The organism is Myxococcus faecalis (genome assembly GCF_050039385.1).
GTDB lineage: Bacteria > Myxococcota > Myxococcia > Myxococcales > Myxococcaceae > Myxococcus > Myxococcus fulvus.
In genome coordinates this window covers 4,776,236-4,798,736 of record NZ_CP144336.1, presented here as the reverse complement: position 1 = coordinate 4,798,736, position 22,501 = coordinate 4,776,236, and the positions used below count along the sequence as shown (strand labels likewise).

At 69.4% G+C, this 22,501-nt stretch carries 17 protein-coding genes and 1 riboswitch; of the genes, 9 read left to right on the top strand and 8 right to left on the bottom strand.

What is annotated here, in order from left to right:
* Positions 1-20: 20 nt before the first annotated feature.
* Entirely contained in the window at positions 21-1,151 is a 1,131-nt protein-coding gene (locus VZQ01_RS19165; RefSeq protein WP_426748598.1) for an MFS transporter, read from the bottom strand.
* Positions 1,152-1,870: 719 nt separating this feature from the next.
* Between VZQ01_RS19165 and ltrA the strand changes: the two genes are divergently transcribed.
* The 3 genes from ltrA (at position 1,871) to VZQ01_RS19150 (ending at position 4,955) form a co-directional block, all read left to right on the top strand.
* On the top strand, positions 1,871-3,304 hold the full coding sequence (gene ltrA, locus VZQ01_RS19160) for a group II intron reverse transcriptase/maturase (protein ID WP_426745732.1): 1,434 nt from the start codon (positions 1,871-1,873) through the stop codon (positions 3,302-3,304).
* 67 nt (positions 3,305-3,371) lie between these two features.
* Positions 3,372-4,340 (top strand): isopenicillin N synthase family dioxygenase, encoded by a 969-nt coding sequence (locus tag VZQ01_RS19155; RefSeq protein WP_426748597.1) that lies wholly within the window; start codon positions 3,372-3,374, stop codon positions 4,338-4,340.
* Positions 4,341-4,352: 12 nt separating this feature from the next.
* Complete coding sequence (locus VZQ01_RS19150; RefSeq protein WP_426748596.1) at positions 4,353-4,955, top strand: hypothetical protein; 603 nt, start codon at positions 4,353-4,355, stop codon at positions 4,953-4,955.
* A gap of 6 nt (positions 4,956-4,961) precedes the next feature.
* Here VZQ01_RS19150 and VZQ01_RS19145 read toward each other — a convergent pair whose 3' ends face one another.
* From VZQ01_RS19145 to VZQ01_RS19120, 6 genes are all read right to left on the bottom strand, one after another.
* A complete protein-coding gene (locus VZQ01_RS19145; protein ID WP_426748595.1) occupies positions 4,962-5,432 on the bottom strand; it encodes an NUDIX hydrolase in 471 nt (156 codons plus the stop codon).
* Complete coding sequence (locus VZQ01_RS19140; RefSeq protein ID WP_426748594.1) at positions 5,429-6,790, bottom strand: DUF2380 domain-containing protein; 1,362 nt, start codon at positions 6,788-6,790, stop codon at positions 5,429-5,431. The genes VZQ01_RS19145 and VZQ01_RS19140 overlap by 4 nt, the downstream gene beginning before the upstream one ends.
* Before the next feature lie 72 nt (positions 6,791-6,862).
* Positions 6,863-7,237 (bottom strand): metal-sulfur cluster assembly factor, encoded by a 375-nt coding sequence (locus tag VZQ01_RS19135; protein WP_267698694.1) that lies wholly within the window; start codon positions 7,235-7,237, stop codon positions 6,863-6,865.
* Complete coding sequence (locus tag VZQ01_RS19130) at positions 7,234-8,307, bottom strand: amidohydrolase family protein (protein WP_141324563.1); 1,074 nt, start codon at positions 8,305-8,307, stop codon at positions 7,234-7,236. The genes VZQ01_RS19135 and VZQ01_RS19130 overlap by 4 nt, the downstream gene beginning before the upstream one ends.
* Positions 8,308-8,354: 47 nt before the next feature.
* Entirely contained in the window at positions 8,355-10,694 is a 2,340-nt protein-coding gene (locus VZQ01_RS19125; protein WP_223749417.1) for a PAS domain S-box protein, read from the bottom strand.
* A 250-nt stretch (positions 10,695-10,944) separates the two neighbouring features.
* Positions 10,945-11,688 (bottom strand): SAM-dependent methyltransferase, encoded by a 744-nt coding sequence (locus VZQ01_RS19120; RefSeq protein ID WP_426748593.1) that lies wholly within the window; start codon positions 11,686-11,688, stop codon positions 10,945-10,947.
* A 404-nt stretch (positions 11,689-12,092) separates the two neighbouring features.
* Between VZQ01_RS19120 and VZQ01_RS19115 the strand changes: the two genes are divergently transcribed.
* From VZQ01_RS19115 to VZQ01_RS19100, 4 genes are all read left to right on the top strand, one after another.
* Entirely contained in the window at positions 12,093-13,592 is a 1,500-nt protein-coding gene (locus tag VZQ01_RS19115) for a M20/M25/M40 family metallo-hydrolase (protein ID WP_426748592.1), read from the top strand.
* 145 nt (positions 13,593-13,737) lie between these two features.
* On the top strand, positions 13,738-14,856 hold the full coding sequence (locus tag VZQ01_RS19110; RefSeq protein ID WP_426748591.1) for a hypothetical protein: 1,119 nt from the start codon (positions 13,738-13,740) through the stop codon (positions 14,854-14,856).
* Positions 14,853-15,629, top strand: coding sequence for a hypothetical protein (locus tag VZQ01_RS19105; protein ID WP_426748590.1), 777 nt, complete (start codon positions 14,853-14,855; stop codon positions 15,627-15,629). The genes VZQ01_RS19110 and VZQ01_RS19105 overlap by 4 nt, the downstream gene beginning before the upstream one ends.
* Before the next feature lie 137 nt (positions 15,630-15,766).
* Positions 15,767-16,993 carry an adenylate/guanylate cyclase domain-containing protein gene (locus VZQ01_RS19100; RefSeq protein WP_223749412.1) on the top strand — a complete coding sequence of 409 codons (1,227 nt, stop codon included), beginning with the start codon at positions 15,767-15,769 and terminating at the stop codon, positions 16,991-16,993.
* A 121-nt stretch (positions 16,994-17,114) separates the two neighbouring features.
* Here the strand turns inward: VZQ01_RS19100 and VZQ01_RS19095 are convergent, their stop codons facing one another.
* On the bottom strand, positions 17,115-18,917 hold the full coding sequence (locus VZQ01_RS19095; protein ID WP_426748589.1) for an MDR family MFS transporter: 1,803 nt from the start codon (positions 18,915-18,917) through the stop codon (positions 17,115-17,117).
* Between the two features lie 181 nt (positions 18,918-19,098).
* A riboswitch (cobalamin riboswitch) is annotated at positions 19,099-19,312 on the top strand.
* Positions 19,313-19,577: 265 nt separating this feature from the next.
* Here VZQ01_RS19095 and VZQ01_RS19090 point away from each other — a divergent pair.
* Entirely contained in the window at positions 19,578-20,942 is a 1,365-nt protein-coding gene (locus VZQ01_RS19090) for an aminotransferase family protein (protein WP_426748588.1), read from the top strand.
* A complete protein-coding gene (locus tag VZQ01_RS19085) occupies positions 20,939-22,498 on the top strand; it encodes an aldehyde dehydrogenase family protein (protein ID WP_426748587.1) in 1,560 nt (519 codons plus the stop codon). The genes VZQ01_RS19090 and VZQ01_RS19085 overlap by 4 nt, the downstream gene beginning before the upstream one ends.
* The last annotated feature ends 3 nt before the right edge of the window (positions 22,499-22,501 follow it).

Genomic DNA, 22,501 nt, shown 5'->3' with positions numbered 1-22,501 from the left:
CGAGGGGCCTGGGTGGAAGCTCAGGCCTCGCGCCGGTGGCTCAGCGCGAGGATGGCGAGGCCGATGACACAGAGCGCGGCGCCCGCGGCGCAGACGCCCGTCCAGCCGGCGTGGGTCCACGCGGTGGTGCCGAGCCAGGAGCCGGCAGCGCCGCCGGCGAAGTAGGTCACCATGTAGAGCGTGTTGAGGCGGCTGCGAGCCTCGGGGCGCAGGGCGTAGACGCGGGTCTGGTTGGAGATGTGGTTGCCCTGGGCGCCCAGGTCGAGCAGCACCACGCCCAGGGCGATGCCCCACAGCCAGCGCCCCAGCGGCCACATCACGACGAAGGACAGCAGCAGCACGCCGATGGCGAACATGTTGATGCGCCGGCCTCCGTGCGAGTCCGCGTAGCGGCCGACGACGGGGGCAATCAACGCGCCCACCACGCCAACGACGCCGAAGAGCCCGGCGACCTGGGGACCGTAGTGCTCGGGGAGACTCTCCAGATACAGGGCGAGCGTGGACCAGAAGACGCTGAAGGCGCCGAAGGTGAGGGCGCCGAGCACGGCGTGGATGCGCAGCACGGGCTCGGTGCGCGCCAGGTGCACGAGCGAGCGCATCAGCTCCGGGTACGGCATGGCGGCCACGGGCGGCTGCGAGGGCAGGGTGAAGCGCAGCACGAGGGCGAGCAGGAGCATGAAGCCCGCGGCGAGCCAGAACATGGCGCGCCAGCCCAGGTGGGTGCCCACGAAGCCGGCGGCGGTGCGCGACAGGAGGATGCCGATGAGCAGGCCGCTCATCACGGTGCCCACCACGCGGCCGCGCTGCGCCGCGGGGGCGAGGTGCGCGGCGAAGGGGACGAGGAGCTGTGGGACGACGGTGGTGGCGCCCACGAGGAAGCTGGCGATGACGAGCCAGGGCAGGGTGGGGGCGAGCGCGGCGCCGACGAGCGCGAGGCTCACGAGCGCGGACATGGTGACGATGACGCGGCGTCGCTCCAGGCTGTCGCCGAGCGGGACGATGAGCAGCATGCCCGCCGCGTAACCGACCTGGGTGAGCGTGGGCACGAGGCCGAGCATCCCGCCCGAGGCCCCGAGGCCCCGGCCGATGTCTCCGAGCAGGGGCTGGTTGTAATAGAGGTTGGCGGCGGTCGCGCCGGAGGCGGCGGCCATGAGCCACACGAGTCCGGGGCTGAGCGTGGCGTGCGGCGATTCGGAAGGTGCTGACGTGGACATGGCGGACGCGGCGCACTCTCCACCCGGGGGCAGGTCGGGTCCAGCGCCGCGTGCGTGACGTCATGCTCGCTTGCTCTGGAGGTGCCACACACGGTCCGAGTGCGGGCCGGTATAGGCTCCCGCGCGTGGTGCGTCCTGAAGGACGAGAAAGAGGAGCACGTCCATGCTCCACCAGACCTGCGGGTGAGAGTCCCGTCCGGGTAGACACCGGAGTGCCCGGTAGCAGGCCCCAGCCGGTCGCCGAGAGGCGGCAGGCCACAGCGGGGCGTCAAAAGCCTCCGACAGGGAGGGAGCAAGAGCACGGGCCGCAACATGAAGTGAAGCCTGCCGCCTCGACAGAGACACAATGGGAGAGCCGAGCCGAGCATGTCACGGTGAAGGCCAGGTCCGCTGCGGACGAGTCCGGGTGTGAAGCAGCGGAACTCCCCGGGGTATGGGGCGCGGCACGTGTTCAAGGAGTGGTGGGGAACAGGAGAGACCCGACTGCGCAGCCGTCGTCGCGGCAGGGCCCCGCGTATAAGCCGAAGGCGAAAGCGAGGGGAGTGCAGCGGGAGTCCGAGGGGGCCGTAGTACCGATGAGGGGCGTGCAGGACAACGCGCCCGGAGGGAAGGGCCCCTGCTTGAGTGGTGCTTGGGTGGGAGGTAAGCGCGAGGGCATGAGCCGCCACGGCGGCTCCAATCTCCCCGGTGGACCAGAGTCCACCGACAAAGTTCGACGACTCCAGCGCAAGCTCTTCGTGGCAGCCAAGCGGTGCAAGGAGCGCCGTTTCCATGCGCTGTATGACCGAGTCCACCGGAGTGACGTCCTGTGGGAAGCGTGGGAGCGGGTTCGACGCAACAAGGGCGCGGCTGGCGTGGATGGAGTCACGCTGGCGGCGGTGGAGCGGTACGGCGCGCAGCGGCTGGTAGAGGAGCTGGGCGAGGTGCTGCGAGCAGGAGCGTACAGGCCGCCCGCGGTACTGAGGCGGTACATCCCCAAGGCGGACGGGAAGCGAAGGCCGCTGGGCATTCCGGCGGTGAAGGACCGCATCGTGCAGATGGCGGTGAAGTTGGTGCTGGAGCCGGTATTCGAGGCGGACTTCCTGCCGTCCTCGTATGGCTTCCGGCCTCGCCGAAGCGCGTTGCAGGCCCTGGAGCGCATCCGGGAGGTAGTCAATGCCGGATGTCGCCACGTGCTCGACGCGGATATCCGCGATTACTTCGGCAGCATCGAGCATGAGCTGCTGATGGAGCGGGTGGAGCGACGGGTGTCGGACCGCAGGGTGCTCAAGCTGCTGAGGCAGTGGCTGAGTGCGGGAGTGGTAGAAGAGGGCCGGTACTCCGAGACGGTCTCGGGGACGCCGCAGGGCGGAGTGGTTTCTCCGTTGCTCTCCAACATCTACCTGCACTTCTTCGACAGCGTGTGGCAGCGGCAGTGCGCGCGGGTAGGCGAGCTGGTGCGCTACGCGGATGACTTCGTGGTGCTGTGCAAAAGCCGCGAAGCTGTCGAGGAGGCTGAACGAAGAGTGCGAATCATCTTCGAGAGGCTGAAGCTACGACTGCATCCGGAGAAGACGCGGCGAGTGGAACTCACCGAGGGCAAGGAAGGCTTCGACTTCCTGGGCTGTCACCTGCATCAACGCATGTCGGGCAAGCTGCTGGAGGAGCGTGGCCTCAAGCGCTACTACCTGCACAGATGGCCGTCAGCGCGGAGCATGAAGCGGGTGAGGGCCCGGGTGAAGGAGCTGACGAGTCGTCAGCGGTACGGGGTGAAGGACGTGCGAGTCATCATCGCCGACCTGAATCCGGTGCTGCGAGGGTGGGGCAACTACTTCCGCAGCGGGAATGCAGCCCGGAAGTTCAATCAGCTCGACTCCTACGTGTGCAGGCGGCTGCACCAGTTCATGGTGAAGCGCAGGGGAAGGAACCTGCGAGCCGGACAGGCTCACGAGTGGAATCGGGAATGGTTCTGGGGACAGGGGCTCCACCGATTGCGTGGGACGATTCGTTACCCGAAACCGTGCATGCTGCACGACAACACTCTCGTTAAGCCGTATGCGGGAAAACCGCACGTACGGTTTGAAAGGAGGCGGGTGGAAACGGGCCGCTGACCGGTACCGCGCCACCCATCTACCAATGGCTGGAGTCCCCTCGTCTGGAAGTCTGCCTGTCATCGAGATGTCCCCGCTGTTCGACGCGTCCCGCTCCGAGGCTCGGAAGCAGGTGGCGCGTGACATCGAGCAGGCGTGTCGTGACACGGGCTTCTTCTACGTCTCGGGGCACGGTGTGCCCGACGTGCTCCTCGCGCGCATGGAGGAGCTGAGTCACCGCTTCTTCGCGCTGCCGCGTGAGGCGAAGGAGGCGATGGACATGGCGCGGGGTGGCGCCGCGTGGCGAGGGTGGTTTCCGTTGGGTGGAGAGCTCACGTCGGGCAAGCCTGACCGCAAGGAGGGGCTCTACCTGGGCACGGAGCTGGGGCCCGAGCATCCGCGCGTGAAGGCGGGCTGGCCGTTGCACGGCGCGAACCTGTGGCCCGTGGATTTGCCGGAGCTGCGCGGCGTGGTGCTCGAGTACATGGACCGCGTCACGCGCGCGGCGCATGCGCTGATGGAGGGTGTGGCGGAGAGCCTGGGGTTGGAGCGGGACTACTTCCACCGTGCGTACACGGCGGACCCGACGGTGCTGTTCCGCATCTTCCACTATCCGGCGGAGCCGGAGCCCGTGGACGGTGAGGAGCGCTGGGGCGTGGGTGAGCACACGGACTATGGGTTGCTGACGCTGCTCGCGCAGGACGCGAACGGTGGGCTGCAGGTGAAGTCGCGACGGGGTTGGGTCGAGGCTCCGCCGATTCCCGGGACGTTGGTGTGCAACATCGGGGACATGCTCGATCGGCTCACGGGAGGTTGGTATCGCTCCACGCCGCACCGGGTGAAGAACGTGAGTGGGAGGGACCGGCTCTCGTTCCCGTTGTTCTTCGACCCGGACTTCGCCGCGGAGGTGCCACCGCTTCCGAACGTGGCGGTGGATGAGGACCGCGCGCAGCGCTGGGACGGCGCGAGTGTCCACGCCTTCAGCGGGACGTATGGGGACTATCTGTTGGGGAAGGTGTCGAAGGTGTTTCCCCAGCTCGTGCGGCGGGTGCTGTAGCCTCGGTTTCGCATGGCTACAAAGCCCCAGCCCTACACGACGCTCCCCGGTGCGCGGTTCGAACCCCTGGCCACGGAGGAGGGCCTCGAGCGCTACGACCTGCTCGAGGTCAGCGATGATTCGGTGAACTACGAGGACCTCTTCGGCGGAGGGGACGTCAACTTCGTGGTGCACGAGGGCACGCTCTCGCTGAGGGGTCCGACGTACGTGGGCAATGAGTACCCGCTGGTGTGTGTCGTCGAGGGAGATCTCATCGTCGACGGTCCACTGGTGATTCGCGACGTGGGCGTCTACGTGCCGCTGTGGATCAAGGGCTCGCTGATTGCGAGAGACCTGTTGATGAGCGACGAGTCCCAGGTGTTCATCGAGGGGGACCTCAAGTTGACGGGCAACCTCGTCACGAACGTGACGGATGCGGCGCACCTGGTCGTCCACGGCGAGGTGCAGGTCGGCGCGTGGCTGCGCCCGAGTCAGCGTGGCGCCGTCTATCTCCCGGAGTCGATGCCGGACCCCATCGAGGGGGATGCGCTCAAGGAGAAGCGGGTTCCCACGCTGAGCTCGTCACAGTCCTGGGTCGAGCACGTGCTGTCGGGACAGCGGCTGCTGCGCGACTGAGGAAGCTCAGGCTTCTTCGTCGGGCAGGAGCGTACGGAGAAGCTCGTCGTCGGGACCGAGTGGGCGCCAACCCGTGGGGGGCGGGTTGGCGAAGAGAGCGTCGCTCACCTCGCGTACACGCTGCTCGTGCGTTTCAGGAGTGATGCCGAACCACAACCCGAGTGCCTTGGCGACCTTGAATCGGTTGTCGTCATTCATCACCGCGGGCCATCCGTCGGGAAGAGAACCCCATAACTCGCGCACGAGCTGTCCCCGTATCAAGCGCGTGACCTGGTGGCTTCGCTCCGCTTCGGCGACCAATCCGTTGTACACCTGTATCCCAGCAATATCGTCCGCACCCAATTCCTGAGCGAGCGCCACCAACGATGCCGTGGGGCGGGCCTCGGCGAAGGCAGTGAGCGAGTCGTAACCTCGGTCACGAACGCGCTCGTACAGACGGGCCTTCCAGTTTCCTTGCCAGGGATGCCCGTCGGTCATCGGCTTGCTCCCTTGGTGAACTGGATGGGGATGTAGAAAGCCTTCATGCGCTCCGCGACGATGTCCAGGACCTGATTCCGCGTCAACACTCGGCCTGTGAGGGCCTCGGTTTGGTGCAGAGTCCGCATGATCATCCGATTCCACTCGTCGGGCCACGTGCGTCCCAGCTTCCAGTTACCACCACCATGAATCGCCTCATGGTGGGCCTGTTCCAACCGGACGCAGAACTGGTCGATGTCCATGTCCCCCTTGAAGCCGCGCTGCTCGAACCACTTGCGGTGCTCTCTCGGTAGGACATGGTGCTTCGGCGGCTCGGCCATGCCCGCGCCCGCTCTGTCCGTCACCCGCATGCCGCGCACCTCGGGACTGTCTCCCAGCGCCTCACGCACGCCCTCGGGCAGTTCCTGATTCGCCTGGGCCATCAGCACCTGGCCACCGTGGATGCGGACCGCCGCGCTCACCGCCGGTGAGGAGATGACGCCCGCCTGCACCAGCCTCCGCATCATCTCCACCCACTCCGCGGAGACGACGATTCGCGAGCCCGTCATCACTCCCCCCGAACTCAGCACCAGTCCCGCGCCCATCGTCATGGGCGCGGCCGGAGGCAGCCGGGGCAGCGACATCTTCAATGTGGAGACCATCGCCGCCAGCTCCAGCACCTGCACCGCCACCATCACCTTCCCTCCCACCTCCATCGCCTCGCGCGTCTCCCGACGAATCCCCTCGAACTCGCGCGTCAGCGTCCCCATCAACACCGGCATCGCTGTCGCCGCCGCCTCGATGCGCGCGGAGTCTTTTGACGCGAGCTCCTTCAGTGAAGGCTCCATCCGCCGCTGGACCCGGTCCAGGTCCACGAACAACTTCTCCGACCCGCACACCGCGCAGTGTCGAAGCACCGCGTTCGCGAGCTGAAGGAAGTCCACCCACGTCGCCGCCAACAGCGCCCCGAACATCGCCGACTGCAGCCGAGGCCCCGCCATCCGGAGCAGCGCCAGCTCCATGTCCGGGTCCTCCACCTCCGAGGCCTCGCCCATCCACACCATCGCGCTCCCCAGCTCGCCACGCGCCCACGTCAGCTGCCGCGTCCCCTGCTCGAGATACCTCCCGAACACCCCGTCGAACCCCCGACCCCCGAAGTCCGACGGGCGCTCCTGGAGCACGGCGAGCGCCGCCCTGCTCTCACCCAGGGACCCCTTCACCTCATCGACGGAGTGCAGGACCGCGCCATGCACCGACGCCACGTCCTCGCGCCCACCCCGCGTCGAGTCCTCACTGAACCTCTGGTACCGCAGCAGCCCGTGGTCCTCGGAGGCACAGCCCATCACGAGCCACAACACCACCACCATCCATCGCGCCATACCCATCCCAAAGCAAAGGGCCCGTCACCCACCCGGATGACGAGCCCGCTCCAACCCAGACGAACAGCCGCTTCAGCGCGACGTCGGCGCCTCACCTCGGGGAATCATCCGTCCCCCGAGCATCGTGATTCGCTTCGCCGCCAGCCGCTCCCGGGCGTCCGGGTGGATGTCCTGCGGCGTCCACTTCAGGTCGTGGTCGAACTCCACGTGCACGGACTCGACACCCTCCTGGCCCGTGAGCCGCTGCTCGATCTCCCGCATGAAGTACGCGGCCATCATGCACATGGGCGAGGTGATGTGCAGACGCACCGTCACCTTCCCTTCCTGATGAACCACGCTCTCGATGAGCCCCATCTCCCCGATGCCCAGCGGCACGCCCGTGGCCAGGCTGCACGGGTCCGGAATCCCCTGGATGCGCTCGCGCAGCGCGCTCTCCACGGGCGTCACGGCCGCCCTCCCTGGTAGCTGTACGGCTGGATGTTCCCCTTCGCCTTCTTGCGCGCGAACTCGTCGTTCGCGATGCGCTTCTTCACCGCCTCCACGTCCACGCCCGCGTAGCGCGCGTAGTTGTCGCAGAGAATCATCCGCTTCACCTCGGGCGTCACCTGCATGCCGCACACCTGGGTGAGCTCCTCGGGCAGCTGGAAGTCGTTCCAGAACTTCTCCAGCGCCGGCTGCGGGTGGCTGAACACCGTGCCGGAGCCCCACATGATTTTCGCGGGGCCCGCCCACTTGAGCAGCTGCGCCAGCGACTCGGCGAACCAGCGCTCGCGCTTCACCAAGAGCGCCCCCGTGACCTCCAGGTTCACGTACACGTTGGGGAACAGCGACAGTTGCATGCCCGTCTCGTCCAGGAACGCCATGCCGCCGTGGACGATTTCGAAGTTCAGGTCCGGGAACGCATCCGCCGCGCCGCCGATGTCGTCGACCTTGTACGCCTCGATGGGCACCGCCCCCATCGGCAGGCCCTTGTGCACCGCGATGTTCTTGATGCCCAGCTTCTGCGCCCGCTCGAACAGCGGGAACGCGATGCGCGGGTCATCCATCCGCCAGCCCGTGTGCTTGAACGAGTCCCCCAGCCACGCCGCCGGATAGAGCTTCAGGCCCGTGGGCTTGAGCTCCTCCACCTGCTTCTCCAGGTCCTCCAGCGCCGCCGTGCCCCGCAGCGGGTCCACGCCCGCGTACACCAGGAAGCGGTCCGGGAAGCGCCGCTTGATGTCGAGCGTCTTCTCGTACGAGCACAGCCCGTCCGTGTAGAGCGTCTGCAGCGGCAGCACGTGGTGCACCGCGAGGTCGACGTCGCTCTCCACGAAGAGGATGTGGGCCAGCTCGTCCACGGACCAGTCCTTCATGAACTGCTCCGGCTTCACGACACGGTGCGTGTCGCCGGACAGCCCCGAGTGCAGGCCGAAGATGAGCTGGGCCAGGGATTCGGCGTACTTCCCGGCACGCCAGTTGGACGGGTGCAGGTTGTACGCGTGCGTAACCGCATCGATGACGAATCCGCCGCCAATCACCAGGGAACTCCCTTCAGGGGCGCGCCGGGACATCCGGCGCGGTGGTTTCACTCCAGGCCGGAGACATCACCGTCAACCCCGACGGCCAATACCTCTCCGACCAGCTGCTGAATCATCTGCGCGTCGAACGGCTTCTCGATGCGCGGGTTGGGGATGCGCTCCAGGAACTGCCGCGCCCGGGCCGTGTACGAGCCGCCGGTGATGAAGATGAAGCGCAGGCTCAACCCCGGCTCCCGCTCGCGCACCCGCTCGTAGACGTCCATGCCGGTGATGCCCGGCATCATCAGGTCACAGAAGATGGCGTCGAAGGGAGCGCCCGAGTCCAGCTTCGCCAACGCCTCCTCGCCGCTGCTCACCACCGTCACCTGGTGGCGCTTGCCGATGATGCGCGCCAGCGAGCGACCCACCGCGGGCTCGTCGTCGATGACCAGCATCCGGCCGGCGCGCTCGGACGAGGGCGGCAGCAGCACGGGCACCTCGCGAGGCGCCGCGTCCGCGGGCGCGGGGGGCAGCAGCACGGTGAAGGTCGTCCCTTGGCCCGGCTCGCTGCGCACCGTGATGTCGCCGCCCAGGCCGCGCATGATGCCGTGGCAGATGGACAACCCCAGGCCCGTGCCCGAGCCCACCGCCTTGGTCGTGAAGAACGGGTCGAAGATGCGCGCGAGCACGCTGGGCGGCATGCCGCTGCCCGAGTCGCTCACGTCCACCGCCACGCCCCCGTGGGGCCCCGGGCGCACCCAGAGCGTCACGTGCTGGTTCGTCGGGTCCCCCTCGGGGATGGCCTGCGCCGCGTTGACGACCAGGTTCAGGAACACCTGCCCCAGCCGCGACGCGTCCGCGTGCACCAGCGGCACGTCCTCGTACTTCTTGATGACCTGGGCGCGCGGGCGCAGCTCGCTGGAGGCCAGCTTGAGCGAGAACTCCAGCGACTCGCGCACGTCGAGCAGCTCGCGCCGCTCCTCGTCCTGGCGGGAGATGTACTTCAGGTCCCGGACGATGTTGCGCACGCGGGTGGCGCCTTCGTGCGCCTCCTTGAGCAGCTCCACCGTGTCCTTCAGGGTCATGGACCAGCTCGGCGCCAGCGCGCCGTCGGGCAGCATCCTCCCCAGCTCGCCGCCCAGCCGGTGCATCGCGTCCAGGGCCGACTCCAGGTTGGCCATGACGTAGGTGAGCGGGTTGTTGATTTCGTGGCCCACGCCCGCGGCCAGCGTGCCCGCGAGCACCATCCGGTCCGATTGGAGCAGCTGGGCCTGCATGCGCTTGCGCTCGGTGATGTCGCGCGCCATCACCACGACGGCGCCCACGCCGTCGAAGTCCACGGGCAGCCCCGCGCTCTCCGCGTCGAACCAGGTGCCGTCTCGGCGCAGGTAGCGGATCTCGCGCAGCGGGGCCAGCTCGCCCCGGGCCACCACCGCGTGCACGCGCTGGCGCACCATGTCCAGGTCGTCCGGGTGGACGATGGTCCAGATGGACCGGCCGATGAGCTCGCTGGCGTGCTCGTACCGCAGCGCGCGCAGCAGCGTGGGGTTCACGTAGACGAAGCGCTGGTCGCGGTGGACGAAGATGACCTCGGGCGCCGTCTCGATGAGCTTGCGGAAGCTCTCCTCGGAGCGGTGCAGGGCCTCCTCGGTGCGCTTGCGCTCGGTGACGTCCTCGAAGGCGAACAGCCGGTAGCGGGACTCGTCGCCGCTGGCGCCCATGGGCGTGGACAGCCGGCGCAGGGTGCGGCCGTTGGTCAGCTGCGCCTCGTCCGCGTGCAGCGGAGGCGGGGTGTCTGCCTCCGTCGGGGAGACCAGGCGCAGCACGCTCGCCGCCTCACCCGCGCGCAGGCAGTGGCCGAGCACATCCTCGTGGGTCACCTGCCCCTTGCGGATGGCGCTCTCCAGCGACTCGATGCCCCACAGCTGGCAGAAGCGGCGGTTGGCGTAGAGCACCGCGCCCGTGCGCACCTCCACCACGTAGAGGCCCAGGGGCAGGCTGTCGCTCATCGCCCACGGCGGCAGCGGACCGCCGGGCTCGGAGGTGGTGGGGCCGGGCTCGAGCGCGGGAGGCGACTCCAGCCTGCGCACCGTGCAGTACAGCGGGCCGCCCACCGCGGAGCAGGCCACGCTCCACACCAGCCACGCCCACGTGCCGTCCCGACAGCGCCACCGGCAGGAGAAGCGGGTGGTGCCCATCCTCCGCGCCAGCGACTCCAACCGGGAGTCCACCTGGGCGAGGTCCTCGGGATGGATGAAGCCCCGATAGCCCTCCAGCCGCAGCTCCGTGGGAGACCAACCCACCGTCACGTTCCAGGCCGGGTTGGCTTCCAGAATCCGTCCCTGCGAGCCCAGCACCGCGAACAGCTCGGTCGAGAGCTCGAAGAATCGGTGAGCCCACTGCTCCATCAACATTGCGTTCCTTCGACGTCCTGAGGCTCGACACACCACGGCCCTGGGGGGAGGTCATGGCGTCGCTGGGGTGCGTGACGGGGACTAACGTGCCTTCAGCGACATAGACACCATTTCTGGAAAAAATGCATGTCCGTATTTCTTTGACCCAGGGGAGTGAGTGGGTGCCCGGGTGCAGGGCAACCACAGGGCCGAGCCCTGACGGTGGGGCTCAATTCCTGTCGCATTCCTGGAACCGCGCGAGCGCTCAAGTGGGGCGGCGCAACAGATAGAAGACGTAGCCGTAGGCGTGGCCATGGTGACGGTAGAGGTCCGTCTCGCGGTGGGCGCCGGCGATGACCTGGCGGAGGGTCTCGTCGGCGGTGGGGGCGAGGCGCCGGGCGCGCTCGAGCAGCGGGGTGTAGTAGTCATCCCACCACGCGGAGGGCGGGAGGGTGAAGGTGTCCAGCACCTCCATGCCCGCGGCGAGCGCGGCGGCGCGGTTCTCCTCGACGGTGCCCATGGTGGGGTAGCCCTCGGTCCAGAACTCCACGGCCTCGGCGGGGCGGGTGTCGGTGAGCCAGGTGCACTCGGTGATGGCGGCGAGGCCGCCGGGTGCGAGCAGGGGCCGCCAGCGCGTGAGGCCGGGGCCGAAGCCCAGATGGTAGATGGCGCCCTCGGACCAGAGCAGGTCCACGGATTGGTGGGGGAGGTCGAGCGCACCCATGTCCTGACAGCGTGTCTGGATGAAGGCTTGCAGTCCTCGCGCGCGGGCGTCCTGCTCCAACTGCTGGAGGAAGGGTGGGTGGAGATCCACCGCGAGGATGTGGGTCCGCAAGGCTTCTGCGAGCGCCAGCGTCTGTCTTCCGTTGCCGCAGCCCAGGTCCACGACGCGGGGGGCGGGTGGCAGGGAGGGGAGGCGTCCCAATGCCTCACGTGTGCAGGCATCACTGCCAGGGCCCAACCGTGGCAGGTCGCTGTAGAGGGTGAAGAAGGCTTCGTCTGTCGTCATGGGCTCGTTCTTCGCTGAAGACCACAGTTGCCCACCCGTGGATGGCGCTGTGGCTGTAAAATTGAACCACTTCCTGGGAAAAGATTGTCCGCTTGTACGCTGAGTGAGGTGCCGGGCTTGACGGCGTTGCGAATGATCTTCAACATGCCCGCCACGTTTCCTCCCAAAGAGTGAGACGCAGCGGCGGCTATCGCCTCCCCCAAAAGCGATACCGCCGTATGAAGTCCCAGTTGAGCCCCGCGCGCCGCGTTCCCCCTCTCGGCGCGCGGTGGCCCCTGGGATTCTCCGAAATCCTCTCCACCTTCACCAGGCAAGCGTCCGTGACTCGCACGGTGCGTCGAGCGCATCTGGCTTGCGAGCCCTGAGGGCCGGGCGGAGAGTGGGCGCCTCTTCCGGAGGTCCTCTTGCCCGTCTCCACGCTCATCCTGTCGTCATCCCTGGCGCTGCAGCTCGTGTCGGGCGCCGCCCCCGCCGCGCCCGCGAAGCCCCAGGCCCCCGCGAAGTCCGCCGCGCCCGCGAAGAAGGCGTATGCGCCGCCGCTGGCCGTGGCGGAGAAGCTGGTGGGCCCCGCGCTGACGGAAGGACACTCCTACGCGCGGCTCGCGGAGCTGACGGATGGGATTGGCCCGCGCCTGTCGGGCTCCGAGGGCGCCGCCGCCGCGGTGCAGTGGGCCCTCAAGAGCTTCAAGGCCGACGGCGTGAAGGCATGGACCGAGCCCGTGAAGGTGCCTCGCTGGGTGCGCGGCGAGGAGCGCGCGGAGATTCTCCCTTCCGCCACCACGCGCGGCCATCCGCTGTTCATCCTCGCGCTGGGTGGCAGCCCGCCCACGGCCCCCGAGGGCCTCACCGCCGAGGTGGTGGAGGTGACGTCGCTGGAGGCGCTCGCCACGCTGGGTGACTCGGTGAAGGGGAAGATCGTCTTCTTCAACCACACCATGTCGTCGCCCGCGGACTACGGCCGCTTCGCGGGGCTGCGCGGCCGAGGCCCGGCGCTCGCGGCGAAGGCGGGCGCGGTGGGCTCGCTGGTGCGCTCGCTGGCCACGGCGTCGCTGCGCACGCCGCACACGGGCTCCACCCGCTTCGATGACGAGGGGCCTCGCATCCCCGCCGCGTCGGTGACGACGGAGGAGGCGGACCAACTGCACCGCCTGCTCGCGAAGGGCCCGGTTCGCGTGAAGATGGTGCTCGGGTGCTCGGAGCTCCCGGACGCGGACTCGCACAACGTGGTCGCGGAGATTCGGGGCCGCGAGAAGCCGCAGGAAATCGTCCTCATCAGCGCGCACCTGGACTCGTGGGACGTGGGGACGGGCGCGCATGACGACGGAGCGGGCGTGGTGATGGTGATGGAGGCCGCGCGGCTCATCGCGAAGCTGCCCCAGGCGCCCCGGCGCACGGTGCGGGTGGTGCTGTACATGAACGAGGAGAACGGCCTGCGCGGTGGCCGCGCGTACGCGGAGGCGCACGCGGCGGAGCTGTCCAAGCACGTGGCCGCCATGGAGATGGACTCGGGTGGCGGGCGGCCGGTGGCGGTGAGCCTGCGCTCTGGGCCGGGTGGCAAGGAGCTGCTGGAGCCGTGGCTGTCGCCGCTGGTGGCGCTCGGCGCGGCGCAGTTCTCCCCGCGCGAGGCCGGGGGCGCGGACATCAGCCCGCTGCTCCCCGCGCGCGTGCCGTTCTTCGGCGTGGAGGTGGACGCGAGCCGCTACTTCGATGTGCACCACACGCACGCGGACACGTTGGACAAGGTGGACCCTCAGGACCTGGCGCGGAGCACGGCCGCCACCGCGTGGGTGACGTATGCGATGGCCGAGTCCCCGGACACGCTCGCGCGGCCGGAGGCTCCGGCTGCGCCCCCGGGTGGCGGGGCTCCCATGGCCGCCCCTGCGAAGGCCTCGTCGGGGCACTGAGCAGGAGTGGGGGCTCGGGATTCCGAGCCCCTCCGTGGCGCCTGAGGGGCTCCAGGGCCGGTGACTCAATTTTGTCGATAATCACGAGATAGCTATCAGCGGACTGGCTGATTGCCATGAATGGTAGCAGTATCGACAAAATTGAATGAAGCCCGATAGACCCCACTTCAGGGAAGAGTTCTGGAAGGACCCGCCGACGCTTCCGGCGGGCGTGGAGCTGGTGCGTCAGGAGGGGTTGATCATCCCGCGGACCGGTCCGGGAGGGGAGTCGGCGTATGACCTCGCGGAGGTCCGACTTCCGGAGGCCAGGGTCCCGGTGCTGTTGAGCTACCGCGCGCCCCTGTTCCCCGCGCAGGTGGTGGCCCAGAAGGACAAGCTGCTGTCGCTCCGCGAGCAGCTTCGTCACCGGGAGACGGACTTCGACAAGCTGCCGACCTTCCGTGTGCCGATGCTCGTCACCGACTCCGCGTCGCCTCGCGTGGTCGAGGCCTGCGCGAACGAAGAGCTCGCGCTGGTGGATCAACGCGGCACGTTCTTCCTGCGCACGGGGAGCACCTTCATCCGGATTCAGGGGCGCGGCTCCTCGAACCGCGTCCCTCGCGAGCCGGTGTTCCACGGCAAGGGCAGTCGTATCGTGCGCGCGCTGCTCGAGTCCCCCGGCCGTCGCTGGACGGTGCGCGCCCTCTCGGACCAGACCCAGACGAGCTACGCGTATGCGCATGGGGTCATCAAGCGACTCACCCAGGAGGGACTGGTGGACGTCGGTGGCGGCGTGCGCCTTCGCGAGCCCGTGGGTCTGCTCAAGACGTGGATGAAGCACGGACGTCCCACGGCCATCTCGAAGGAGGGGTTCAACGCGCCCTCCACGACGTCCCAGGCGCTCGAGGCGGGGTATCGGAGGCTGAGCTCCCAGGGGATTCGCTCCATCTTCTCCCTGGCGAGTGCCCTTGAACCCGAGGAGCGGTTCGTCTCGGGGCTGCCCCACGGGCTCTATCTCTCCGGTTCGCAGGAGGCGGCCATCCGCGCCTTCGAGCTGCGCCGGATGACGCCGCACAACTTCTGGATTCTCCGCGCGGAGCCCTCCGCGGAGACGGAGGTGGGAGGCATCTACTTCAGTCCGCGCGCCCTCCCGCATGGCCCGGGCGTGGCGCTCCCCCAACTGGCCGTGGACTTCCAGCACAGCGGCGGGCGTGGTGAGGAACAGGCGGACGAGCTGCTGCGTCGCTTCGCAAGGTCGTTGCCGCTCGTCGAGGACTTCGAGTGACCGACGAGGAGCGGTTCGACGAAATCCTGGGCGAGCTCCGGGAGCTGTTGCTCGACCTGGGAGCGCTGTCGACGCCCGTGATGCTCATCGGTGGACAGGTGCTCGCGTTGGAGTCGAAGCGCCGCGGAGGCTCGGGGGTCATCGCCGTCGAGACGGACACGGGCGTGGCAGTGGAGCGGGGGTTCTCGTTCGAGCCCGACCTGCTGTTCGACATGGACGGCTCGGAGTTCATGGCGGGCCGGCTCCCCGAGGTCTTCTCGGGACGAGGCTTCTCCCGACGCTCGAAGGGTTACCGTTGGTCGAAGGACCTGCCCAGTGGTCAGCGCATGGACCTGGACCTCTTCGCGCCAGGCGATGTGGAGGTCGACGCGCTCCCCACTCAGATGACGCCGCTGCTGGACTCTCGCGTCGCCTTGCGTCGGAGCCAGCAGGTGTCGCTCACCGTGGGCGGAAAGTCCCTGGCGATTCTCCTGCCCGACGCGGTGGGCTTCCTCACGATGAAGGAGCGCGCCAAGCGCGAACATCGTCCCGAGAAGTCCAAGGACAGCTTCGACATGTTCGTCTACGTCAAGCTGGTGGGCGCGCAGTCCACGCGCGAGGCGCTCGACTCGGCGGGTGACGAGGGTGAGCGGCTGCGAGCGCGGCTGAAGACGCTCTTCTGGAGCAGGGACGCGGCGGGCGTTCGGGATGTCCTCACGTACGCGTCGCAGCATTCCTCCGACGAGCAGGAGTTGTTGGCGCAGGCCGTCGTCGACCTGTTCGACGAGCTGTGAGGTCCACGCACACTCGTGGGGGGGCGGGGACAGGCACCCGCCCGCTCGCTCTCCGAGGTCTCCGTTGACGCTCCGGGTTCGTCATGGTTGCTTCGCGCCCGGCCCGGCTCGGCCCGCCGGGGGGTGGTGAGCGCCTCGTGAAAGTGAATGCCGGAGACTCGCGAAGCCTTCGCGACCATGCCTTCTCCTCCGTGGTGGGCTGGCTCGCCGTGGAAGCAAGGCGTCTGCCCAATCCCGTGCCGCTGCTGTCGGGCCTGTGTGAACGGCTGACGGCGTGCGGTGTGCCCGTGTCGCGCGCCTCCATCGTCCTCTTCACGCTGCACCCGCTCCTGCACGCCCGGAGCTTCCGCTGGCGCGTCGGACATGGCGCCACCGCCGAGGTCCACCCCCACGGCCTCCAGCACCTGCCCGCGTTCTCGAAGAGCCCCTTCAAGGCCCTGCGCGAGGGGCTGCCCGTCATCCACCGCCGCCTGGAGCAGCCGCTCCCGGACGGCGACTTCCCCATGTTCACCGAGCTGCGCGCCGAGGGGCTCACCGAGTACCTCGCGCTGCCGGTGTGCTTCAGCGATGACTCGCGCCACGGCGTCTCCTGGGCCACCTCCGAACCCGGGGGCTTCACGGACGCGCACCGCGCCCTGCTCCACGAGCTGCAGCCCATCCTGGAGCTGGTGCTGGAGGTCTTCGCGCGCAAGGACATGACGGGCGTGCTGCTCGACACGTACCTGGGCCGCGACGCGGGGCGCCGCGTCCTCCAGGGACAGATTCGGCGCGGCGACGGCGAGACGACCTCCGCCGTCATCTGCCTGAGCGACTTGCGCAGCTTCACCGCGCTGTCGGATGCGCTGCCCCGTGACGCATTGCTCGAGCTGCTCAACGCCTACTTCGAGACGATGGTCGGCGCGTTCCACTCGCACGGCGCGGAGGTGCTCAAGTTCATGGGCGACGCCGTGCTGGCCATCTTCCGCATCGACGACCACGCCCTCGTGGAGGACCGCTGCGCCGCCGCCGCGCGCACCGTGCACGAGGCGGTGCGTGCCAGCGAGCAGGACAACGCCTCGCGCCGCCGCAGGGGCCTGCCCACCTACGAGTTCGGCGCGTCGCTCCACGTCGGCGACGTGATGTACGGGAACATCGGCGCGTCGGACCGGCTCGACTTCACCGTCATCGGCCCGGCGGTGAACCTGGCCAGCCGCATCGCGGGCCTGTGCGCGGGGCTCAACGAGCCCGTGCTCCTCTCCGAGTCCTTCGTCTCCCACTACCGTGGCGACGTGAAGGACCTGGGGCACCACCCCGTCAAGGGCGTGCCCCACCCCGTGCGCATCTACACGCTCGACTCGGAGTCCTCCGCGCTCACCGCCGCGTGAGCCCGGCGCTGTCCGGTCCGTGGTGGTGACGCCCGGCACACCGCCCCGGCGCCCTCGCGCACTGGCGTGTGTACCGGCGCAAGGCCCGGTCCGCCTCCGTGCTCGTTGCGCGCCGCCGAGCTCATTCCGTGGGTGCCGGTGCCCGCGCGCGCCCGCGTTGCAGGGGTTGTTCGGGCAGCCGCAGTGTCACCAGGAACGCGAGCAGCGCGACGAAGATGGCGCAGCGGTACACCGCCTCCACCGCCCGCGTGAAGGACTCCTTCAGCGCCAGCGCTGTCCGGTCGACCGCCTCCAGCGTCCGCTGTTCCTTCGCGTCCACAGTGGAGAGCGCTGACGCCGCGGCAGGCTGCTCGCGCGCATCGGAGGGCGCCGTTTCCTTCGCACGTTGCTCCCGTACCTCCGGGCGCTGAAAGGCCTGCCGCTCGGCCTCCAGCTCCGCGCGCACGCGCTCCTTCACCTTCTCTGCCTGGAAGGCCGACTGCGCGGGGCCCGCCTCGCTCCCGTCGACACCGGGCACCGCGGACGCCAGCTCGGCGCGCAGCTTCGGCGGCAGTCCCTCCGTGGCGCTCGCCACGCGGGTGCCCAGCTGATGCGACAGCGTCGTCGCGAACACCGCGCCGAGCAGCGCCACGCCCAGCGTCATCCCGAGCTGACGGAAGAACGTGGCCATCGCCGTGGCCACGCCGATGCGCTGGGGTGACACCGCGTTCTGGATGGCCAGCGTGTAGAGCGGAATCGACGGTCCCAGGCCCACGCCCACCAGGACCATCTTCACCGTGACCTCCGTCTGCGTCGACGTGGGCGTCAGCGTGAACCCCATCACCGTGAAGCCCACCATCAACACCACCAGCGAGCCCAGCATCAGCCCCTTGTACCGGCCGATGCGCGACACCAGCTGACCGCTGAGGATGTTGCCCGCCACCACGCCCAACGTCAGCGGCGTCAACGTCAGCCCCGCGTGCGTGGCCGACAGCCCCACCACGTTCACCATGAACAGCGGCAGGAACACCACGCCCGACAGGAACACCGCGCCGATGACGAACACCGCCGCGTTCCCCAGCGCGAACGTCCGGTCCTGGAACAGCTTCAGGTCCAGCAGCGGCTCCTGCGCGCGCCTCTCCTCGCGCAGGAACAACACCGTCCCCGCCGCCGCGAGCGCGAACAACCCCAGCACCTGCCACGAACCCCACGCCCAGCCGCCACCGTGCGCCACCTGCTCCGCGCCACGCCCCAGGCTGAGCGCGAGCAGGAGCGGCACCACCGCCAGCGCCAGCAGCACCGCGCCCGTCACATCCAGCCTCCCGCGCGAGGCCCCCGGAGGCTTGAGCGCCGGCATGCGCGAGAGCACGAGCGCGAGCGCCACCGCGCCCACCGGCAGGTTGATGAAGAACACCCAGTGCCACCCCAGCCGGTCCGTGATGAAGCCTCCCGCCAGCGGCCCCACCACGCTCGACAGGCCGAACATCGCGCCGAACAGGCCCTGGTACTTGCCTCGCTCGCGCGGCGGATAGAGGTCCGCCACCACCGACAGCGACGCGGTGAAGAGCGCCGCGCTGCCCACCCCCTGCACCGCGCGGTACAGGATGAGCGTCAGCGTCGAGCGCGACACGCCGCACAGGAAGCTGCCCAGCAGGAACACGACGATTCCCGCCGCCAGCACAATGCGCCGGCCCAGCAGGTCCGACAGCTTCCCCCACACGGGCACCATCATCGTCGACGCGACCAGGTACGACGTCGTCAGCCACGGATAGAGCGCGGGGGAGATGCCCAGGTCCGCCTGGATGGAGGGACCCGCCGTGGCGACAATCGTCTGGTCCAGCGCCGCGAGCAGCAGCCCGAGCAGCGCGCCCGACATCGTGAACACCCTCTGTGCACGGGTGAACGTGAAGGGCGCGGCGGCGGTGTTCGCGGCGGACGGAGCCATGGTCTGGAGGCGTCCTCCGACGCGGAGCGCCACCGATGAAGGTGACGCCTGCGCGCGGGATGCGCCAGCGCTCATGCACGGCAGGTTGCTCGTCGAACATCCCCGCGCACCGGCAGACGTCACGTCCCCGCGCGTCGAGCGCGCACCGGCGCTTCGCTTGACAGTCCGAAGAGGCGAACAGTACATACCGCCCCATGTTGGTGCTCGGACCTCGGTCCGAGCTTAAAAGGGAACCCGGTTCGAATCCGGGGCTGCCCCGCAGCGGTAAGTGAGAACGAGCCTCGTCATCCGCACTGGTTCCCCTGGGGAGCTGGGAAGCGACGAGTCGTAGGAAGCCGGCCCCCAAGGCCGAAGCGCTCACGAGCCCGAAGACCTGCCCGCATCCGACCGTGGGAGAAATCCACGGACGGTTTCGACCTGGAGCCGCGTGGGACGGCCGGAAGGTTCGAGCGGCGCTCGTGCCTCGACGGGCCCTCACGCACGCTCGACTTCTCCGACCTCCATCCCCCGTGTCTCCAGTCGCCCGTGGGGGCGAAGGTCGGTCCGTGGGCTCCAGTCGGGGCCTGGTGTGCGCTCACGCGCGCATCGTGACTGCCCTTCTTCCACGCGGGAGCCCTGTCGGGCGACCTCCGGTCGTCCGCGCTGCGTGGAGGACGGACGATGCGGGACGAAGCCAGGCACACGGTGCGCTACCCCCAGGGGAACGTGCTGCTGCGCAATCTCGCGCGCGACTTCCCCGTGGTGACGCACGGCCAGGGCGTCCACCTCTTCGACGCGAGCGGCAAGCGCTACCTCGACGCCTCCGCCGGTGCGCTCGTGGCCAGCGTGGGTCACGGCAACCGCGAGGTGGCGGACCGCATCCATGAGCAGCTGCTGCGCGTCGCCTACGTCAACGGCACCCACTTCACCACCGACGTCACCGAGGCGCTCGCCACGCGCCTGTGCGCCCTCGCGCCCCAGGGGCTCACGCGCGCCGCGTTCCTCGGCTCGGGCTCCGAGGCGGTGGAGGCCGCGGTGAAGTTCGTCCGCCAGCTCTGGGTCGAGCGCGGCCAGCCCCAGCGCGGCAAGGTCATCGCGCGCGTGCCCGGCTACCACGGCAACACGCTGTACGCGCTCTCGCTGTCGGGGCGGCCCCACTACAAGACCTTCTTCGGCCCCCTGCTGGCGGAGGTCGTCACCACGCCCGCGCCGTACCCGTACCGCTCCGGGCTGGAGGACTACGCGCGCGACGGCGCCGAGCACTACGCGCGGCTGCTCGAGGAGACGATTCGCCGCGAGGGCCCGGACACCATCGCCGCCTTCATCGCGGAGCCCGTCATCGGCTCGTCCGCGGGCGCGTCGCCTCCACCGCCCGGGTACTTCGAGCGCGTGAGCGCCGTGTGCCGCGAGTACGGCATCCTCACCATCGCCGACGAGGTCATGTGCGGCTGCGGGCGCACCGGCCGCTTCTTCGCCAGCGACCTGTTCCACTTCACCCCGGACGTGCTGGTGCTCGGCAAGGGCATCAGCGGGGGCTACGCGCCCTTGAGCGCGCTGCTCATCCGCGAGGAGCACCTGGAGGAGCTGTGCCGGGGCTCGGGCGGCTTCATGCACGCGCAGACGTACCTCCAGGCGCCCGCGATGACGGCGGCGGGGCTGGCGGTGCTCGACTACTACGAGCGGCACGACCTGGTGGCCCACGCCGGGCGCGTGGGCGCGCACCTCCAGCGCCGCCTGCGTGAGGCGCTGGGCGCGCTGCCACATGTCGGCTCCGTGCAGGGCGTGGGGCTGATGGCCGGCATCGAGCTGGTCGAGGACACCGCGAGCAAGCGCCCCTTCCCACGCGCGCGCAAGGTCATCGAGCGACTGCTGTCGGCGCTGTTCGAGCGGGGGCTGGTCCTCTGGTCCAACACGGGCCACGCGGACGGGACGAACGGGGACCTGCTCATGGTCGGTCCTCCGTTGGTCATCACCGAGGCGGAGGTCGACGAACTGGTCGACACGCTCGCCCGCGGCATCCACCACTTCTTCCAGGAGGCGTCATGAGTTTCCGCATCACCTACTCGGTGCTGGAGGCGGACCTGTCCGCGCTGCACGCGCAGTTCGACGAGGCGCTCGCCGCCGTGCGCTCGACGCTGGGCGGAGAGCTGCCGTCGTGGCTCGGCGGCGAGGCGTTCCGGAGTGGAGACCTGCTTCAGAGCCGCAACCCCGCGCGGCCGGACGAGCTTCTCGTGTCCGTCCACCGCACGCCCGTGGCCGAGGTGGACCGCGTGGTGCGCGTGGCGCGCGAGGCCCAGCGCGGCTGGGGCGCGACGCCGTGGCAGGAGCGCGTGCGCATCCTCCGCCGCGCCGCGGACCTCATCTCCGAGCGGCGCATGGAGCTGTCCGCGCGCATGACGCTGGAGGTGGGCAAGAGCCGGCTCGAGTCGCTCGGTGACGTGGAGGAGTCGGCGGACCTGCTGCGCTACTACGCGGGTCAGCTCGAGCAGGCGGAGGGCTACTCGCGGCCCATGGCGCGCTTGTCCCCCAACGAGGACACGCGCAGCGTGCTGCGGCCCTACGGCGTCTTCGTCATCATCTCGCCGTTCAACTTCCCGCTCGCGCTCGCGGCGGGGATGAGCGGCGGCGCGCTGCTCGGCGGCAACAGCGTCATCCTCAAGCCCAGCGAGGAGACGCCCTGGTGCGCGGAGGGCCTGTACCAGGCGCTCGTCGACGCGGGCCTGCCTCCGGGCGTCTTCCAGGTCGCGCACGGCGAGGGCGAGGCGGTGGGCGCGGCGCTGGTGCGCCACCCCGGCATCGACGGCGTGTCCTTCACCGGCAGCAAGGCGGTGGGCATGGAGCTGCACCGGCGGATGTCCACGGGCCGCGTGCGGCCGTGCCTCCTGGAGCTGGGCGGGAAGAACCCCGCCATCGTCTGTCGCGACGCGGACCTGGAGGCCGCCATCGAGGGTTGCTTCCGCTCCGCCTTCGGCATGTCCGGTCAGAAGTGCAGCGCCCTGTCGCGCATCTATGTTCACGAGTCGCTCTACAACGCGTTCACCGACGGCCTCGCCGCGAAGGCGCGTGACGCGCGGGTGGGTGACCCGTCGCTCGCGTCCGTCTTCACCGGCCCCGTCATCAACGCGGCGGCGGTGAAGCGCTTCGAGCGCGCGGTGGACGAGGCCCGCCAGGACGGCGCGGTGATTGCGGGAGGTGGACGTCCCCGTCTGGAGGCCGCGCTCGAGGAGGGCCACTTCGTGGAGCCCACGGTGGTGGCGCTCTCGCACGGACATCGCCTCATGCGCGACGAGCTGTTCCTGCCCTTCGTCGGCGTGACGCGCTTCTCGACGTTGGACGAGGCGCTCCAGCGGGCCAATGACTGCGACTACGGCCTCACCGCCGGCATCTTCAGCCGCGATGCCGAGGACGTGGAGCGCTTCATGGCCCAGGCCGAGGCGGGCGTCCTCTACGCCAACCGCCGCACGGGCGCGACGACGGGCGCGTGGCCCGGCGTGCAGTCCTTCTGCGGTTGGAAGGGCAGCGGCGGGTCCGGCAAGGGCGGCTGCGGCCCCTACTACGTCGCTCAATTCATGCGCGAGCAGGCGCAGACACGGATGGGCTGACGC

Bases quoted from the DNA above. Each gene is read 5' to 3' on its own strand.
- VZQ01_RS19145 (WP_426748595.1), bottom strand. From the start codon at position 5,432: ATGACCGACGGGCATCCCTGGCAAGGAAACTGGAAGGCCCGTCTGTAC.
- VZQ01_RS19095 (WP_426748589.1), bottom strand. From the start codon at position 18,917: ATGGCTCCGTCCGCCGCGAACACCGCCGCCGCGCCCTTCACGTTCACC.
- ltrA (WP_426745732.1), top strand. From the start codon at position 1,871: ATGAGCCGCCACGGCGGCTCCAATCTCCCCGGTGGACCAGAGTCCACC.
- VZQ01_RS19085 (WP_426748587.1), top strand. From the start codon at position 20,939: ATGAGTTTCCGCATCACCTACTCGGTGCTGGAGGCGGACCTGTCCGCG.
- VZQ01_RS19120 (WP_426748593.1), bottom strand. From the start codon at position 11,688: ATGACGACAGACGAAGCCTTCTTCACCCTCTACAGCGACCTGCCACGG.
- VZQ01_RS19140 (WP_426748594.1), bottom strand. From the start codon at position 6,790: ATGGCGCGATGGATGGTGGTGGTGTTGTGGCTCGTGATGGGCTGTGCC.
- VZQ01_RS19125 (WP_223749417.1), bottom strand. From the start codon at position 10,694: ATGGAGCAGTGGGCTCACCGATTCTTCGAGCTCTCGACCGAGCTGTTC.
- VZQ01_RS19090 (WP_426748588.1), top strand. From the start codon at position 19,578: ATGCGGGACGAAGCCAGGCACACGGTGCGCTACCCCCAGGGGAACGTG.
- VZQ01_RS19155 (WP_426748597.1), top strand. From the start codon at position 3,372: ATGTCCCCGCTGTTCGACGCGTCCCGCTCCGAGGCTCGGAAGCAGGTG.
- VZQ01_RS19150 (WP_426748596.1), top strand. From the start codon at position 4,353: ATGGCTACAAAGCCCCAGCCCTACACGACGCTCCCCGGTGCGCGGTTC.
- VZQ01_RS19110 (WP_426748591.1), top strand. From the start codon at position 13,738: ATGAAGCCCGATAGACCCCACTTCAGGGAAGAGTTCTGGAAGGACCCG.
- VZQ01_RS19165 (WP_426748598.1), bottom strand. From the start codon at position 1,151: ATGGCCGCCGCCTCCGGCGCGACCGCCGCCAACCTCTATTACAACCAG.